The 14369-nt window shown below is 64.2% G+C and carries 13 protein-coding genes; 7 read left to right on the top strand and 6 right to left on the bottom strand.

What is annotated here, in order from left to right:
* Positions 1–47: 47 nt before the first annotated feature.
* On the bottom strand, positions 48–1226 hold the full coding sequence (locus AC3A6Y_RS07030) for a leucine-rich repeat domain-containing protein (protein ID WP_487867472.1): 1179 nt from the start codon (positions 1224–1226) through the stop codon (positions 48–50).
* A gap of 226 nt (positions 1227–1452) precedes the next feature.
* Here AC3A6Y_RS07030 and AC3A6Y_RS07025 point away from each other — a divergent pair, with 226 nt between their 5' ends.
* Positions 1453–2697, top strand: a complete 1245-nt coding sequence (locus AC3A6Y_RS07025; RefSeq protein ID WP_487867471.1) for a glycerophosphodiester phosphodiesterase — start codon at positions 1453–1455, stop codon at positions 2695–2697.
* Between the two features lie 37 nt (positions 2698–2734).
* Here AC3A6Y_RS07025 and AC3A6Y_RS07020 read toward each other — a convergent pair whose 3' ends face one another.
* The 3 genes from AC3A6Y_RS07020 to purT form a co-directional block, all read right to left on the bottom strand.
* Positions 2735–4252: a leucine-rich repeat domain-containing protein gene (locus AC3A6Y_RS07020; protein WP_487867470.1), complete on the bottom strand. Its 1518-nt coding sequence runs from the start codon at positions 4250–4252 to the stop codon at positions 2735–2737.
* A 170-nt stretch (positions 4253–4422) separates the two neighbouring features.
* Positions 4423–5376: an alpha/beta hydrolase gene (locus tag AC3A6Y_RS07015; protein WP_487867469.1), complete on the bottom strand. Its 954-nt coding sequence runs from the start codon at positions 5374–5376 to the stop codon at positions 4423–4425.
* 24 nt (positions 5377–5400) lie between these two features.
* On the bottom strand, positions 5401–6603 hold the full coding sequence (gene purT / locus AC3A6Y_RS07010) for a formate-dependent phosphoribosylglycinamide formyltransferase (protein ID WP_487867468.1): 1203 nt from the start codon (positions 6601–6603) through the stop codon (positions 5401–5403).
* A gap of 125 nt (positions 6604–6728) precedes the next feature.
* Between purT and AC3A6Y_RS07005 the strand changes: the two genes are divergently transcribed.
* The 6 genes from AC3A6Y_RS07005 to AC3A6Y_RS06980 all read left to right on the top strand — a co-directional run bounded on the left by AC3A6Y_RS07005 (position 6729) and on the right by AC3A6Y_RS06980 (position 11724).
* On the top strand, positions 6729–7577 hold the full coding sequence (locus AC3A6Y_RS07005; RefSeq protein WP_487867467.1) for a 3-hydroxybutyryl-CoA dehydrogenase: 849 nt from the start codon (positions 6729–6731) through the stop codon (positions 7575–7577).
* Between the two features lie 13 nt (positions 7578–7590).
* Positions 7591–8406: a crotonase/enoyl-CoA hydratase family protein gene (locus tag AC3A6Y_RS07000; RefSeq protein WP_487867466.1), complete on the top strand. Its 816-nt coding sequence runs from the start codon at positions 7591–7593 to the stop codon at positions 8404–8406.
* A gap of 97 nt (positions 8407–8503) precedes the next feature.
* A complete protein-coding gene (locus AC3A6Y_RS06995; RefSeq protein ID WP_487867465.1) occupies positions 8504–8959 on the top strand; it encodes a MarR family winged helix-turn-helix transcriptional regulator in 456 nt (151 codons plus the stop codon).
* Between the two features lie 79 nt (positions 8960–9038).
* Positions 9039–9467, top strand: a complete 429-nt coding sequence (locus tag AC3A6Y_RS06990) for an organic hydroperoxide resistance protein (RefSeq protein WP_106559024.1) — start codon at positions 9039–9041, stop codon at positions 9465–9467.
* Positions 9468–9572: 105 nt separating this feature from the next.
* Complete coding sequence (locus tag AC3A6Y_RS06985) at positions 9573–10682, top strand: DUF2855 family protein (protein ID WP_487867464.1); 1110 nt, start codon at positions 9573–9575, stop codon at positions 10680–10682.
* Between the two features lie 13 nt (positions 10683–10695).
* Positions 10696–11724, top strand: coding sequence for a serine/threonine protein kinase (locus tag AC3A6Y_RS06980; RefSeq protein ID WP_487867463.1), 1029 nt, complete (start codon positions 10696–10698; stop codon positions 11722–11724).
* A 75-nt stretch (positions 11725–11799) separates the two neighbouring features.
* On the opposite strand, the gene AC3A6Y_RS06975 is transcribed toward AC3A6Y_RS06980, so the two are convergent.
* Entirely contained in the window at positions 11800–13860 is a 2061-nt protein-coding gene (locus tag AC3A6Y_RS06975) for a hypothetical protein (RefSeq protein ID WP_487867462.1), read from the bottom strand.
* Positions 13857–14273 carry a CesT family type III secretion system chaperone gene (locus tag AC3A6Y_RS06970; RefSeq protein ID WP_487867461.1) on the bottom strand — a complete coding sequence of 139 codons (417 nt, stop codon included), beginning with the start codon at positions 14271–14273 and terminating at the stop codon, positions 13857–13859. Before AC3A6Y_RS06970 ends, AC3A6Y_RS06975 begins: the two co-directional genes overlap by 4 nt.
* Positions 14274–14369: the final 96 nt, after the last annotated feature.

Here is a 14369-nt window from a genome sequence, read left to right as displayed (position 1 = left end):
CGCGCGGCGGTCCGGGGATTTTCCCCAGGGCTGCGCTCAGAGGTCTGCTACAGAGGGTCACCTAAACATTTATTGTTGCGCGCCAGCAATTCGGGCGCCAACTGGAGCAAGGGATGGTCGGACATGCCAATATCGAAATGCAGCAACGAGGTGTTCGTCTGCAGCGCCTTGATCAGCACCTTAAGTTCCTCTGGTGTCCACGACCGCGGCTGGCAAGTCACGTCATCCCGGGGATTATTGAACTCGAGCCACTGGAGTGTTTTGTGTGACTCCAGCAGCGACGCCAGCGCGATGACAGTTTGTTCCCTAACCAGGTTCCCGCTCAAATCCAGTTTTTCGAGGCGATTCTCTTCTTCTTTCAGCGCGACGAGCAACGATTCCATCGAGTAGGGTTGCAGGGAGCTCCCGCTGAGATCCAGCTTTAGCAGATTTGGAATTCTGGCAATCGGCGACAGATCAGGAGGGTCCATGTCGTTGGCGGGAATGTTGCGGAATCGAAGGTCCGTAACAGCGCCCTTGAGCAGGACGTCGAACAGCGCGTAGTACTGGTAGTTCTTTGCATTCCAAGCGCTCAGGTGCAGCGTCGTGACCTCAGAATTGTTCCCGCACAGCTTGAGCAGGAGCGGAAGGGCGTTGCAGTCAAAGTCAGGGCGATCTCGGCTGCCGATCGCTTGGATCTCCAGGATTTTCAAGTTCGGCCCCGCCATCTTTCCCAGGGCCTTCTGCGCGGCCGTGTGTCCGGCCATCTCCACCACGACTACGTTCAGCACCAAGCTATCAAGTTGAGTCATCAGACTCAGTGCATCAAGCATATGTTTTGCCATTTCTTCGTCCAGCACCATCCCCTCCAGCTTCACCGACTTGAGAGAAAAGCCGTCTGGTATGGCCTTGGCCAGGGTTTGCCATCCACTCACCTCGACCGGACCCCATATGCAGAGACTCTCCCTGCGCTCATTGAAGACACTCTCCATGTCCTCATTCGTCAGGATGGCGCGCAGTCCTTCGACCTCCTTCGCTCTCATGGATTCGCAGACCAGAGAACTCACGTGGCCTGGCATTTGACCGGGAGGGACCTTGTGTTCGATGTAGTCATTGATCAACTTCTCCAACTCATCGGGAATTTGATGGGGCGAAAACTTCAACCTGAGCCCGACCTTCCAATCAACCGATTTGGTAGCGGGCGGGCGAGACCGAGTGGACGTGTATCGCGAGCTGGTCTTTTCCATGATATGTATCTCGTAGAGGGACTGATGAAAGTGTCTCGCATCCATCGCGGCGACTTTGTTGGTGACGGCAGTGGCTAGATCGTTCCATTCAACCGAAAATCCGCGCGTGCAGCGCCCTGCTGTGCGGACGCATCGGCTCCCCTGTCCACTGTCCGCAGTTCGCTTCACTCAGTTGTCACGAAGGCCGCATACCGTCGTTCAGCCACATCACGAGGAGAACCTTTTTATGAACCGTCCGAAGAGCCTCTGTTCCGCCCTGCTGGCCGTGGGTCTGCTGCTGACGGCCGCCGCCCCTGCCGCCGCGCACGACGAGGGCGCCCGCCGGCGTGCCGACAATGCGCCCCTGGTCATCGGCCACCGCGGCGGCGCCAACGGCTACCTGCCCGAGCACACGCTGGAAGCCTATGCCCTCGGCATCGAGCTGGGCGCCGACTACATCGAGCCCGACCTGGTCGCCACCAAGGACGGCCACCTGATCGCGCGCCACGAGCCCAACCTGATCGACACCACGAACGTCAAGAGCCTGCCGCAGTTCGCCGACCGCCGGAAGACGGTGATGCTCGACGGCGTTGCCACCGAAGGCTTCTTCGCCAGCGACTTCACGCTGGCCGAGATCAAGCAGCTGCGCGCCGTGCAGTCCTTCCCGGAACGCGACCCGTCCTTCAACGGCAAGTTCCAGATCCCGACGCTGGCCGAGGTGATCGAGCTGGCCAAGCGCAAGTCGCGCGAGGAGGACCGCCGCATCGGCATCTATCCCGAGACCAAGCACCCGACCTACCACCAGAGCATCGGCCTGCCGCTGGAGGACCGGCTGCTCGGCGTGCTCAGCAGGGCCGGCTGGAACCATCGCAACGCGCCGGTCTTCATCCAGTCCTTCGAGACGGCCAACCTGCGCTACCTGCGCACCAAGACCAGCGTGCGCCTGATCCAGCTGGTGGACGCCAACGACGTCAAGCCCGACGGCTCGCTCGACTTCACCAAGCCCTATGACAAGCCCTACGACTGGGTGGTGTCGAACCGCGACGGCCTGTTCGCGGACCTGCTGACGCCGCGCGGCCTGCAGGAGGTGAAGGGCTATGCGGACGGCATCGGTCCCTGGAAGCCCTACCTGATTCCCAGCGCCTGCAAGTCGGTGCAGAACGGTGCCTGCGTGGACGTGACGGGCGACGGCGTGGTCGATGAGCGCGATCGCGTGCTGCTGCCGCCCACCAACGTGATCGCCGACGCGCACAAGCTGGGGCTGCTGGTGCACCCCTACACCTTCCGCAACGAACAGAAGCGGCTGACGGGTAGCTTCGAGGGCAACCCGGTCAACGAGTACCTCGCGTTCTACGAGGCCGGCGTGGACGGGCTGTTCAGCGACTTCGCGGACACCGCGGTCGCGGCGCGAGCGATGTTCCTGCTGAAGCACGATCCGGACTATGCGCGCTGCCTGGTCAATGCGCGGCGGTGCGAGAGGAACAACGACTGATGCGTGCAGTTAAGTCGTCAGATCTTGTCGCCAGACATCACTCCGAAGAGCCATTTCCTGGCAGGAACTTTTGCCGCCACGCCCAGGCTTCTCTGGTGACCGAAGACACCTGCAAGGCGTCGTTCTTGGACAACCCCTGCTCGGAGACGAGTTTGACAAGTTCGCTCGGGAATTCGGATCTCGTTCCTCTCGTATTGTTCAGCACAAGGCTCACCCCGAACTGCATGGCGTTTTGCATGACGAGCCATTTGTTGCGCTTGAGCGCAGTGGTCAGGCTACCGCTGTAGGTATCCGGGAAGCGCATCCGATGGACATCGAGCTCCTGCAACGACTGGTTGCGTTCCATGGCCTGGGTTAGCTGCTCCATCACTTCATCGGTGTAGCCCAAGTACTTTTGCATGACAGAGGGCTCGAACGAAAGGCGAAGGAGCGTTTTGTTCTCCTGTAGCAGGGACGCCATCGCAGAAATGGTTAGTGGCCCGACCCAGTTTCCGTCCAGATTCAAGGTCGTGAGGCAGGTCGTCTTCTTCAGTTCGTCGAGCAACGCCGCCGTGGTGCGCGGTGGAAGGGAGTTGTGACTTAGATCCAAATGCTGAAGGCTGCTCATCTCAGCCAAGGGCAAGATGTCGATGCTGATCGGCTCCTTGCAATTTGGATTGTGCGCGAGCCAGCACCCGCTCAGAGACAGACTCCTCAAGGTGGGTTGATTTTGCGACAGCGCTTTGAGCAACGGGTTGAAAGTGCGTGTTCCGATACTGCAACCACTCAGGTCCAGAACAGCAAGTGGCGTCTTGCCACAGAGGAACTCCAAATAGCGTTCGAACTGCTCCGGGGTTTCGCGCCTCGCGATCTTCAACCGCAAGGATTTCAGCCGGGGTTGCTTGATGAGGGCTTTGGCCAGCCTTGCGTGCCCGTCGAGAGAGATTCCCCTATAGTCTTTGATACTCAGCCTTAGGAGCTCGCAAGCCGCAAGGATCTTGAGCAGGAGCGGAGTGACGCTGACTTTCGGGTTGGATGTGGCAACGACATTCAGCGTCGCGAGCAGCGGCATATTCGGGCAGTCCGTTTGATCGAAGTGATCGAGGAGGTCGAAGTGGCCGAAGAAAAAGCCATTGTCGAATTCAACACTTTCAAGGGACAGGCAATTCAGCGCAGGCATCCGGCCAAGCGCCATGAACAACAGCTTGCTGCTGGAACGGTCGAGAGGTACTTGCGATAGCGTCAGGGTCTCGATGGAGAGTTTGTCCGGCATTGCCTTGACCAATGCTTCCCATCCATGCTCGTCGATCTTTCCCTGTATGCACAGACTCTTCGCGGTCGTGTTCGCCAGAATCTCGCGCAGCGCGCTCAGAGTCAGTCTTTGATCGTCGGTGACGTCCTTGGTGGTGCAGACGCCAATGAGCAGATCGAATTCGAGGGAGCTGTCATGCTGAGTTTTTTTGAGCGTCACGGCGAGGTTGGTCTTCAAGTCGCCAGGCTCGGTCGTTTCGGCTGCGGTCAATGTGATGACGTTACGCGTGCTCGCGCCCGTCCCTCGAGAGGAAAGTCGTTCCATGTGTGTCTTGCCCTGATTTGTGAAAGCGTTTCGCGTGTCTCGCGAAATCTTGGATTGGTGGCACGAGCGCGCGAATCGTTCCATGCCGCCAAGATTCACCCAGTGCCCGGTACGGTCAACCTTTCGACACGAAAGGGCCCGGAGCGGGTCCGCCATGCGGACCCTCCCGATCAGTACGCCGATCTGCTTCCCAGCGCGCGCCGTACTTCGGCCGCACACATCGACACCGCCGCATTCGCCTCATCGATCAACCGGCCCATGGTGATGAAGCCGTGGATCTGCCGCTCGAAGCAGACGTAAGCCGCGCGATTGCCGGCCGCGGTCAGGGCCCGCGCATAGTCCATCCCTTCGTCGCGCAAAGGGTCGTAGCCGGCGGTCAGCACCAGGGCCGGCGGCAGGCGCGAGAGGTCGGGGTGCAGCAGCGGCGAGGCGCGCCAGTCGAGGTCGTGCTTCGGATCGGCGATGTAGTGATCGTGGAAGTAGCGGATGCTGTCGCTGGTCAGCACATAGCCCTGGCCATTGGTGGTGTGCGACGCGTGCACGCAGCGCATGTCGGTGGCGGGATAGATCAGCAGCTGGAAGGCGATGGGCAGGTCGCCGGCATCGCGCGCCGCGATCGCGACCACGGCCGCGAGGTTGCCTCCGGCGCTGTCGCCGCCGATCGCGAGGCGGCTCGCATCGACGCCGAGCGCCGACGCTTGATCGTGTACCCAGCGCGTGGCGGCCAGCGCATCGTCGACCGCCGCGGGAAAGCGGTGCTCCGGCCCCATGCGGTAGTCGACCGCCGCCAGCGCACAGCCCGAGAGATTGCACAGCTCGCGGCACAGCGTGTCGTGCGTGTCGAGGTCGCCGATGGTCCAGCCACCGCCGTGGTAATAGACCAGCACCGGCAACGCGGCATCGCTCGCGCTGCCGAGCGGGCGGTAGTAGCGCAAGGGGATCGCGCCATGCGGGCCCGGCGCGCTCAGCTCGCGCACTTCGGCCACCTCGCCCGGTTCGGGCTGCGCGACGGCGCGGCGCTCGCGGTAGAGCTTGCGGGCATCGGCCGGCGTCAGCGTGTGGGTGGGCGGCACCTTGCGCGCGATGAGCAGATCGATGAAGGCCTGGGCGTCGGGGTGCAGCATGGCGGGACTCCTTTCAGTGGGGGTTCAGGCAGCGCGCGGCTTGACGCGCGCGGCGGCTTCCTTGGCGTTGCGGCGCGCGGTCTCGATGTCGCCGGCACGCGCCAGGGCCACGCCCATGCGCCGCTTGACGAAGCTTTCGGGCTTGCCGAACAGGCGCAGCTCGCTGCCGGGCACCTGCAGCGCATGGTCGACGCCATCGAAGACGATGCCCTGGGCATCCGCGCCGCCATAGATCACCGCGCTGGCGCCCGCGCTCTTGAGCGTGGTGTCCACCGGCAGGCCGAGGATGGCGCGGGCATGCAGCTCGAACTCGTTCTGCCACTGCGTGGTCATGGTCACCATGCCGGTGTCGTGCGGCCGCGGGCTCACTTCGCTGAACCAGACCTGCTCGCCCTTGACGAAGAGCTCGACGCCGAACAGGCCCTGGCCGCCCAGATCGGCCGTCACGGCCCGGGCGATGCGCTGGGCTTTCTCCAAAGCGGCGGGCGACATCGGGTGCGGCTGCCAGCTCTCGACGTAGTCGCCGCTGACCTGCACGTGGCCGATGGGTTCGCAGAACTGCGTTTGCACCGCGCCATCGGCCCCGAGCGCGCGCACGGTCAGCAGCGTGATCTCGTAGTCGAAGTCGATGAAGCCCTCGACGATCACGCGGCCGTGGCTCACGCGGCCGCCGGCCATCGCGTAGTCCCAGGCCTTCTGCACGTCGGCGGGGCCGTCGATCTTGCTCTGGCCCTTGCCGGAGCTGCTCATCACCGGCTTGACGATGCAGGGGTAGCCGATGCCGCCGTCGATCGCCGCCTGCAGCTCGGCCAGCGAATCACAGAACTTGTAGGGGCTGGTGGGCAGGCCCAGCGTCTCGGCCGCGAGGCGGCGGATGCCTTCGCGGTCCATGGTGAGGCGCGCGGCGCGCGCAGTCGGGATCACGCGCACCGTGCCGGCCTCTTCCAGCTGCTGCAGCATGGGCGTGGCGATGGCCTCGATCTCGGGCACCACCAGCTGGGGCTTCTCCGCCTCGATCAGCGCCTTGAGCTGCTCGGGGTCGCTCATCGCGATGGTGCGCGCGTGGTGCGCCACCTGCTGGCCGGGGGCGTTGTCGTAGCGGTCGACCGCAATGGTCTCCACGCCCAGGCGCTGCAGCGCGATCAGCACCTCCTTGCCGAGCTCGCCGGCGCCGAGCAGCATCACGCGGGTGGCGGTGGGGGAAAGGGGCGTGCCGAGGGTGGTCATGGGAGTGATGGCGGTGAAAAGGGGGAAGCCCGGCACTTTAAATCACCGCGGATGTCACCGGCGGCTACACGTGCGGCGCGCGCGCTGTTCCACAATCGCAGCTTTCAGTTGAAGGAGCATCTCACATGGCTATCCAGACCGTCGGCATCATCGGAGCCGGCACGATGGGCAACGGCATCGCCCAGGCCTGCGCCGTCGCGGGCGTCAACGTCGTCATGGTCGACATCGCGCAGGCCGCGGTCGACAAGGGCCTCGCCACGGTGGCGGGCAGCCTCGACCGGCTGATCAAGAAAGACAAGCTCACCACCGAGCAGAAGGATGCGGCGCTGGCGCTGATCAAGGGCTCGACGAATTACGAAGAGCTGAAGGCCGCCCAGCTGGTGATCGAGGCCGCGACCGAGAACCACGCGCTCAAGCTGAAGATCCTCAAGCAGATCGACGCCATGCTGGCGCCCGAGGCGATCATCGCCTCCAACACCTCCTCGATCTCGATCACCCAGCTGGCCGCCGCCACCTCGCGGCCGGACCGCTTCATCGGCATGCACTTCTTCAACCCGGTGCCGATGATGGCCCTGGTGGAGATCATCCGCGGCTACCTGACCAGCGACGAAACGCACGACGCGGTGAAGGCGCTGGCCGTGGCGCTGGGCAAGTCGCCGATCACGGTGAAGAACGCGCCGGGCTTCGTGGTCAACCGCATCCTGGTGCCGATGATCAACGAAGCCTTCTTCGTGCTGGCCGAAGGGCTGGCCACGGCCGAGGACATCGATGCGGGCATGAAGCTGGGCTGCAACCAGCCGATCGGGCCGCTGGCGCTTGCGGACATGATCGGGCTCGACGTGTGCCTGGCCGTGATGGAGGTGTACCTCGAACAGTTCGGCGATTCCAAGTACCGGCCGTGCCCGCTGCTGAAGGAGATGGTGGCCGCGGGCCAGCTGGGCCGCAAGACCGGGCGCGGGGTCTACACCTACTGAACGCGGAGGCACCATGACCGCCATCCCCACCACACCCCCGCCCGAGGGCTGCATCGACACCCAGGTGCTCGACCATGTGCTGCTGATCGGCATCAACCGCCCGTCCAAGCGCAACGGCTGGACGCCGAAGATGTTCCGCGAGCTGGCCGAGGCCTACACGCGGCTCGACGACGATCCCGCGCTGCGCGTGGGCGTGCTGCATGCGTTCGGCGATCACTTCACGGCGGGCCTCGATCTGCCTGCGGTGGCCGAATTCATGAAGCGCGGCGAGAAGGCGACCCCCGAGGGCCTGGTGGAGCCGCACGACTTCGGGCTGCCCAACTACCGCCGCCGCACGAAGCCGATGGTGGTCGCAGTCAAGGGCATCTGCTTCACGGTGGGCATCGAGCTGATGCTGGGCGCGGACATCGTGGTGGCGGCGGACAACTGCCGCTTCTCCCAGATGGAGGTGCAGCGCGGCATCATGGCGACCGGCGGCGCGACGCTGCGCATGGCCGAGCGCGCGGGACTGGGCAACGCGATGCTGCACCTGCTGACGGCGGACGAATTCGACAGCGCCGAGGCCTTTCGCCTGAACTTCGTGCAGCGGGTGGTGCCGGCGGGGGAGGAGCTGGACGAAGCCTTGGCGCTGGCGCAGCGCATTGCCGCCCAGGCGCCGCTGGCGGTGGTGGCGACGCGGCTGAATGTGATCAAGGCCATCGAGCAGGGGCCGCTGGCGGCGGTGGAGGACTTCATTCCGGTGCAGCAGCGGCTGGCGAACAGCGAGGATGCGGCGGAAGGGGTGCGTTCGTTCATCGAGAAAAGGCCTGCCCGCTTCAGCGGACGCTGACGCGTTGCTTCCCCCCTGTCCGGGGAGGGCCAAGGCGGGGCCGGAGAAGAAGAACAATTAACTTGCACACAACTTAATTGAGTACTACAATTCAGCCATGCCCTCCAAAGCCCCCACCGCCGACGAGATGCTCCAGCTCGACAACCAGCTGTGCTTCGCGGTCTATTCCGCCTCGCTGGCCATGACCAAGCTGTACAAGCCGCTGCTCGACAAGCTCCACCTCACCTACCCCCAGTATCTTGTGATGCTGGTGTTATGGGAGCGTGACGGCCTCATGGTGTCGGAGCTGGGCGAGCGCCTGTCGCTCGATTCGGGCACGCTGACGCCGCTGCTCAAGCGCCTCGAGGCCAACGGCCTGGTGGCGCGCATCCGCGACGTGGCCGACGAGCGCCGCGTGCATGTCAGCCTCACGGCCGCCGGGCGCCGGCTCAAGGCGCGCGCGGCTGCCGTGCCGGCCTGCCTGATGGCCGCCAGCCAGTGCTCGATCGAAGAGCTGGTGGCGCTCACGCATCAGATCCAGCAACTGCGCGACCGCGTGAAGGCGGCCGCCTAGGTTCTTGTCTTTTCTCGTTCCCCCACCGCTTCGGCATCGAAGCATTTTTTCCCGCAACCACCAACCCGAAGGAATCATCATGGTCAAGCAGCTCGACAAGGTCCTCTACACTGCCCAGTCTCACACCACAGGCGGCCGCGACGGCGGTGCCGGCCAGTCCAGCGACAACGCGCTGGAGGTCAAGCTCAACCCGCCCGGCTCCGGCAAGCCCGGCACCAACCCCGAGCAGCTGTTCGCTGTCGGCTACTCGGCCTGCTTCATCGGTGCGATGAAGGCGGTGTCGCCGAAGATCAACGTCAAGGTGCCGGAAGACGTGGCGGTCGACGCCAGCGTCTCGCTCGGCCCGACGGATGGCGGCAAGGCCTACGGCATCGCGGTCAAGCTCGCGATCACGCTGCCGGGCCTGGACGACGCGCAGAAGAAGCTGCTGGTCGAGACCGCCCACCAGGTCTGCCCGTACTCGAACGCCACCCGCGGCAACATCGAGGTCGAGCTCGCGATCGCCTGATAGCGCCTCGCCTCAGCCTGCACGGCCCGGCGCCGCGTCACCCAGGTGACGCGGCGCCGGGCTTTTTTCATGCAGCGGACGCGGCTTCGCGCTAAGGTGGCTTTCATGAGCACCACCACCCAGCTGCTGATCCGCAAGGACGATCTTTCTTCCACCCGTGTGCGCACGATCGAAGACGCAGCACTGGCCGAGGGCCAGGTCCGCCTGCGCATCGACCGGTTCGCGCTCACGTCCAACAACATCACCTACGCCGCCTTCGGCGAGTCGATGAACTACTGGCAGTTCTTCCCGACCGGGGAGGAAGGCTGGGGCTGCATCCCGGTCTGGGGCTTCGCCTCGGTCGTGCAGTCGCTGCATCCGGGCGTGGCGGTGGGCGAGCGGCTCTACGGCTACGTGCCGATGGCCTCCAGCGTGGTGCTGGCGCCCGAGCGGCTCTCGCCCGCGCGCTTCGCCGACGGCACGTCGCACCGCGCGGCCCTGCCGGCCGTCTACAACCAGTATTTCCGCTGCGCGCGCGACCCGCTCTACACCCCCGACTCCGAAGACCTGCAGGCCCTGCTGCGCCCGCTCTTCATCACCTCCTGGCTCATCGACGACTTCTTCGACGACAACGACTTCTTCGGCGCGCGGCCGGGCATCGCCCTGCTTTCCAGCGCGTCCAGCAAGACGGCCTACGGCACCGCCTTCCAGATGCACCAGCGACCCGGCATCGAGGTGGTCGGCTTGACCTCGGCGGCCAACAAGGCCTTCTGCCAGAGCCTGGGCTGCTACCACCGCGTGCTGGCCTACGAGGAGCTCGACCAGGTCGCGGCGGATGTGCCCTGCGTGTACGTGGATTTCGCCGGCAACGGCGAGCTGCGGCGCGCGATCCACACGCGCTTCCCTCAGCTGCGCCACGACTGCGTGATCGGGGGCACGCACGTGGAGCAGCTCGCGCCGGCCGGGACGGCCAAGGACCTGCCGGGCCCGCGCGCCGCCTTCTTCTTCGCGCCGGCCCAGATCAAGAAGCGCACCGAGGAATGGGGCGCCGACGGCTTCGGCCAGCGCATGGTGCAGGCCTGGCAGGGCTTCCTCGCGAAGGTGGCGCAGCCCGCGACGCCCTGGCTGACGGCGGAGCACCACGATGGCGCCGAGGCGGTGCAGGCCGCCTATGCGCAAGTGCTGTCGGGCCGGGGCGATCCGCGCGTCGGACATATCCTGTCGCTCTCCAGGTAGCGACAATGGGCGGATGACTTCCGCAGAGCAAGAGAAAGCCGCCGGCGCCCATCCCTACGAATCGCTCACGCCCGACGTGGTGCTGGACGCGCTCGCCGGGTTTGGCCTGTATGGCGATGGCCGGCTGATGGCGCTGAACTCCTACGAGAACCGCGTCTACCAGGCCCACCTGGAGGACGGCCGCGCGGTGGTGCTCAAGTTCTACCGGCCGGGGCGCTGGAGCGATGCTCAGATCGCCGAGGAGCACCGCTTCTCGGCCGAACTGGCTGCGGCCGAGGTGCCGGCGATCGCGCCCCTCGCGCTGGAGGGCGCGACGCTGCACCACCACGGCGGCTTCGCCTTCAGCGTGAGCCCCTACCGCGGCGGGCGCCAGCCGGAGCTGGACGACTTCGAGGTGCTCGAATGGGTGGGCCGTTTCCTGGCGCGCATCCATACGGTGGGCGCGGCGCGGCCCTTCGTCGAACGCCCGGCGCTCGACCTGCAGAGCTTCGGCCTCGCCTCGCGCGACTGGCTGCTCGAGCACGAGATGATTCCGCTGGACGTGCAGCGCGACTGGGAAAAGGCTTGCAGCGAGGCCTTCGAGATGATCGCGCTCACCGCGCTGGGCGCCGACACCTACACCGAGCTGCAGAAGCTGCGGCTGCACGGCGACGTCCACCCCGGCAACATCCTGTGGACGCCCACCGACCGCCCCGACGGCGGCCCGCATTTCGTCGACCTCGACGACACGCGCACCGGCTTCGCGGTGCAAGACCTCTGGATGCTGCTGTCGGGCGACCGCGCCCAGCGCACCGCGCAGCTCAGCGGCCTGCTCGAGGGCTACGAGCAGTTCCGCCCCTTCGATCGGCGCGAGCTGGCGCTGATCGAGCCGCTGCGCACGCTGCGCCAGATCCACTACAGCGCCTGGCTCGCGCGACGCTGGCGCGATCCGATCTTCCCGATCAACTTCCCATGGTTCGGTTCGAGCGACTACTGGAAGGAGCAGATCCAGATGCTGCAGGACCAGTGCGAGGCGATGGCGGAGGAGCCGCTGTACGGGTGAGCTGCCGGACGGGAATCCTCGCCATTGCGCGACCCACAGGCGCGGTCAAGGAATGCATCATTGCCGAGTTGTTGGTCAGGTTGTGAGCGCCTCGACCATGGAGTCCAGTTGCTTGCGAAACTGGTTGCCCGGATCTTCAGCAAACGGCTGAAGCCAGTGCTTCACGACGATCAAGCGGTCCTCGCGCGGGAGATCTTCGTCTTCTGCCAGGGCGCTGAGGAGCGGGAGCCAGCTTGGATCGAATCGGTGCTTCTGCATCGTGAGCATCAACTTGACCCGGGCGTCCAGCCGCGGGAACACACGTACCAAGAGTCCGATGGGAAGCTTTCTTATCAGCGCAATTTCCGTCAAGCTGAACGCAGGGCCGATAAAGAAGACGCCGTCGGGATGAACACGGTTCTTGTCGAGCCAGCACGTGTGCAGGATAAAGGCCGCAACGGCATCTTCGAGCGCGCCCTGCAAAGGCTGGGGCAGTGGCGCTCCTTCCGCGCGATCGGCCAACTTCAGCAGCACGCTGAATTCCGACAGGGTCCAGAAAACGGCGGTGCTCAGGTATTCGAGCATTGTCGCCATCAGTTCTTCTGACGCCATCGCCGGTGCCCGCAGGAAACTGAGGACGCGATCCAGTCGGGCCTCCAGCGGCTTAACGGCTGGATGCTCGCCGGCCAGGGACTCCAACTTGGCCTTCATGGCAGGGAATGTTTGGGGATAGTCGTGGTAGGCAATGCAAAGCTCGACCAGGCACTCGGCGAATTGCTCGGGGGGCACTGCTTTTGACGAGTTCAGGGCATCGCAGACGTGCTGAACGATCGCGTCCCGTCGGTGGTGCGGTCTGCGCAGGGCTGCCAGGATCACGAGTCGCACAAAATGCTTGAGGTCGACGAATTCGCATTCACTTTTTCTTTTCGAGTCGCCAAGTTGAGCCAGTTCGCCGAAGAGCTGGTCCACGAGAGACATCTCGACATCCAGGGGCATGGATGAGGTCAAGCGCCTTATAAGAATGTCGATCCGGACTTGGAGGGCGTTGGGCCAGTTTTCCAGTACCACGGCGGTTTGGGGGTCCGGGGAGATCAGTTTCACAAGTGCCTGTCGAAGATTGACGAGTCCCATGAGACCCGCCCATGGCGTTCGTTCAAAGCTGTTCAGCTTGAAGCACCACGCAAGCGCCGCCCACTCCGGATACCACTGCCCTTTCATTCGGCTACAAATTTGCTTGTTCACCAGCCACATGGTCCCCAGGATTTCTTGCGATTTCGCTAAGGAAACGCCCGTTTGCGGGGGCAGCAGCTCCAGATCTGGTTTGATCCAGCCGATGATCAGACCACCCACGTCGCTGCACAACAATTTGGGAAGCGCATCCGAAAAGGGTTGCTGGACCTGATGCAGGAGCGAGCTTTGCACGCCCGGGCAGGCCGGCCCGTTGGACTCGGTGGCGTCGAGCACCCTGGGATCGCCAAACTCGAGCGGTTGGTTCAGCAGCGCAGCGGATGCGTCCGTCGACTCTGACAGGGGGCTGACCGCGCCCTCCATCGCCTGGCGTTGGAGATAGCTGCTGAACAGCACGTCGAACTTTTCCTCAGTCTTGTCCGGCCAGGCTTCAGTACTTTTGTGCGTCTCCTGGAGCAGCAAGACGACGGCTCGCAGCGCCGGCAGGGGAAGATTGTTGGCGCCCGCCAAGATGGCTTCCAGGGCCGCCAGGTGTTGCTCGTGGACGTGGCTGGGCATCAGCAGTTGCCGGAGCATCCGGCACAGGACATCAGGGTGCGGGAACGCGAGCCGCATGCACAGTGCTGCGAGGGCGCCGGAGAGTTCGCCTGTCAGGGGGTGGATCGAAGAGTCATCCAGCAGCTTGAAGGCGGCTTCCAACTTGTCCAGTGTTCCGACTTGGGACAGAAGCTGTTTCACCGAGGCCGGTACGGTCGTCAAGCCGGGTCGCCCCTGCGTGATCGATGTTTCCTGCTCGACTAGCGTGGCAGCTGCGGGCACATCAAGCGGAACGTCGGGACATTGGTCCTGGATCAGCGCCGGTGACTGAGGTTGTTGCAATTGGCGCTGCTTCTTCTCTGCGGGCGCGTTGTCCACATCCAGGTTCAATATCGACGAAGGAAACTGAAGGCGAGTGCTGTCACTTTTCATGCCTCGGCCACCTCCGCACGCATGAGTTCTTCCGCGTGCTTGGCCTTTTGCGCATGCTCGCGCAGTGCATCGGCCACGGCCCGCGGCGTGCTGCGCTGCGGCTCGAAGAAGTGCACGGCGTAGACAACCTGCGAGGTGGACGGCGCCAGCGCAAAGACGCCGGTGGTTTTGCTCCCGCTCAGCAAGTTGAGCCGCAACAGGCGCTCCATGGCAACGAGCGGCTTGTAGTCAGGCAACTCGCCCATGTCGAAATGCAGAATGAGACGGTTGGGGTCGAATTGCGGGTCGTGAATGACATCCACGACGACGTCGTCGACGACGGTGTGGCGAAGGTCCGCCAGCAAGTAGCGGTCGGCATGGCCGAGTTCAGTGCCTACATCCGCAAGCAGGCTGCGAAGTTCGAATTCATTCATGGGGTACACAGGACGACAAAGATCATTCCTATGTAACTCGACGCTCTCGACGGTTCCTTCTCGCCTCGACAGCCTTTCACCTCGGCGGCAGGTCTT

Source organism: Variovorax sp. Soil_C_17, assembly GCF_057657265.1.
Note: the sequence above shows the minus strand (reverse complement) of the source record. Positions and strands in the feature narration are given on the sequence as shown.

What these genes read in the sequence shown, in the direction of transcription:
- AC3A6Y_RS07005 (WP_487867467.1), top strand. Translation starts at nt 6,729, where the DNA reads ATGGCTATCCAGACCGTCGGCATCATCGGAGCCGGCACGATGGGCAAC.
- AC3A6Y_RS07025 (WP_487867471.1), top strand. Translation starts at nt 1,453, where the DNA reads ATGAACCGTCCGAAGAGCCTCTGTTCCGCCCTGCTGGCCGTGGGTCTG.
- AC3A6Y_RS07000 (WP_487867466.1), top strand. Translation starts at nt 7,591, where the DNA reads ATGACCGCCATCCCCACCACACCCCCGCCCGAGGGCTGCATCGACACC.
- AC3A6Y_RS07015 (WP_487867469.1), bottom strand. Translation starts at nt 5,376, where the DNA reads ATGCTGCACCCCGACGCCCAGGCCTTCATCGATCTGCTCATCGCGCGC.
- purT (WP_487867468.1), bottom strand. Translation starts at nt 6,603, where the DNA reads ATGACCACCCTCGGCACGCCCCTTTCCCCCACCGCCACCCGCGTGATG.
- AC3A6Y_RS06970 (WP_487867461.1), bottom strand. Translation starts at nt 14,273, where the DNA reads ATGAATGAATTCGAACTTCGCAGCCTGCTTGCGGATGTAGGCACTGAA.
- AC3A6Y_RS06980 (WP_487867463.1), top strand. Translation starts at nt 10,696, where the DNA reads ATGACTTCCGCAGAGCAAGAGAAAGCCGCCGGCGCCCATCCCTACGAA.
- AC3A6Y_RS07020 (WP_487867470.1), bottom strand. Translation starts at nt 4,252, where the DNA reads ATGGAACGACTTTCCTCTCGAGGGACGGGCGCGAGCACGCGTAACGTC.
- AC3A6Y_RS06995 (WP_487867465.1), top strand. Translation starts at nt 8,504, where the DNA reads ATGCCCTCCAAAGCCCCCACCGCCGACGAGATGCTCCAGCTCGACAAC.
- AC3A6Y_RS07030 (WP_487867472.1), bottom strand. Translation starts at nt 1,226, where the DNA reads ATGGAAAAGACCAGCTCGCGATACACGTCCACTCGGTCTCGCCCGCCC.
- AC3A6Y_RS06985 (WP_487867464.1), top strand. Translation starts at nt 9,573, where the DNA reads ATGAGCACCACCACCCAGCTGCTGATCCGCAAGGACGATCTTTCTTCC.
- AC3A6Y_RS06990 (WP_106559024.1), top strand. Translation starts at nt 9,039, where the DNA reads ATGGTCAAGCAGCTCGACAAGGTCCTCTACACTGCCCAGTCTCACACC.
- AC3A6Y_RS06975 (WP_487867462.1), bottom strand. Translation starts at nt 13,860, where the DNA reads ATGAAAAGTGACAGCACTCGCCTTCAGTTTCCTTCGTCGATATTGAAC.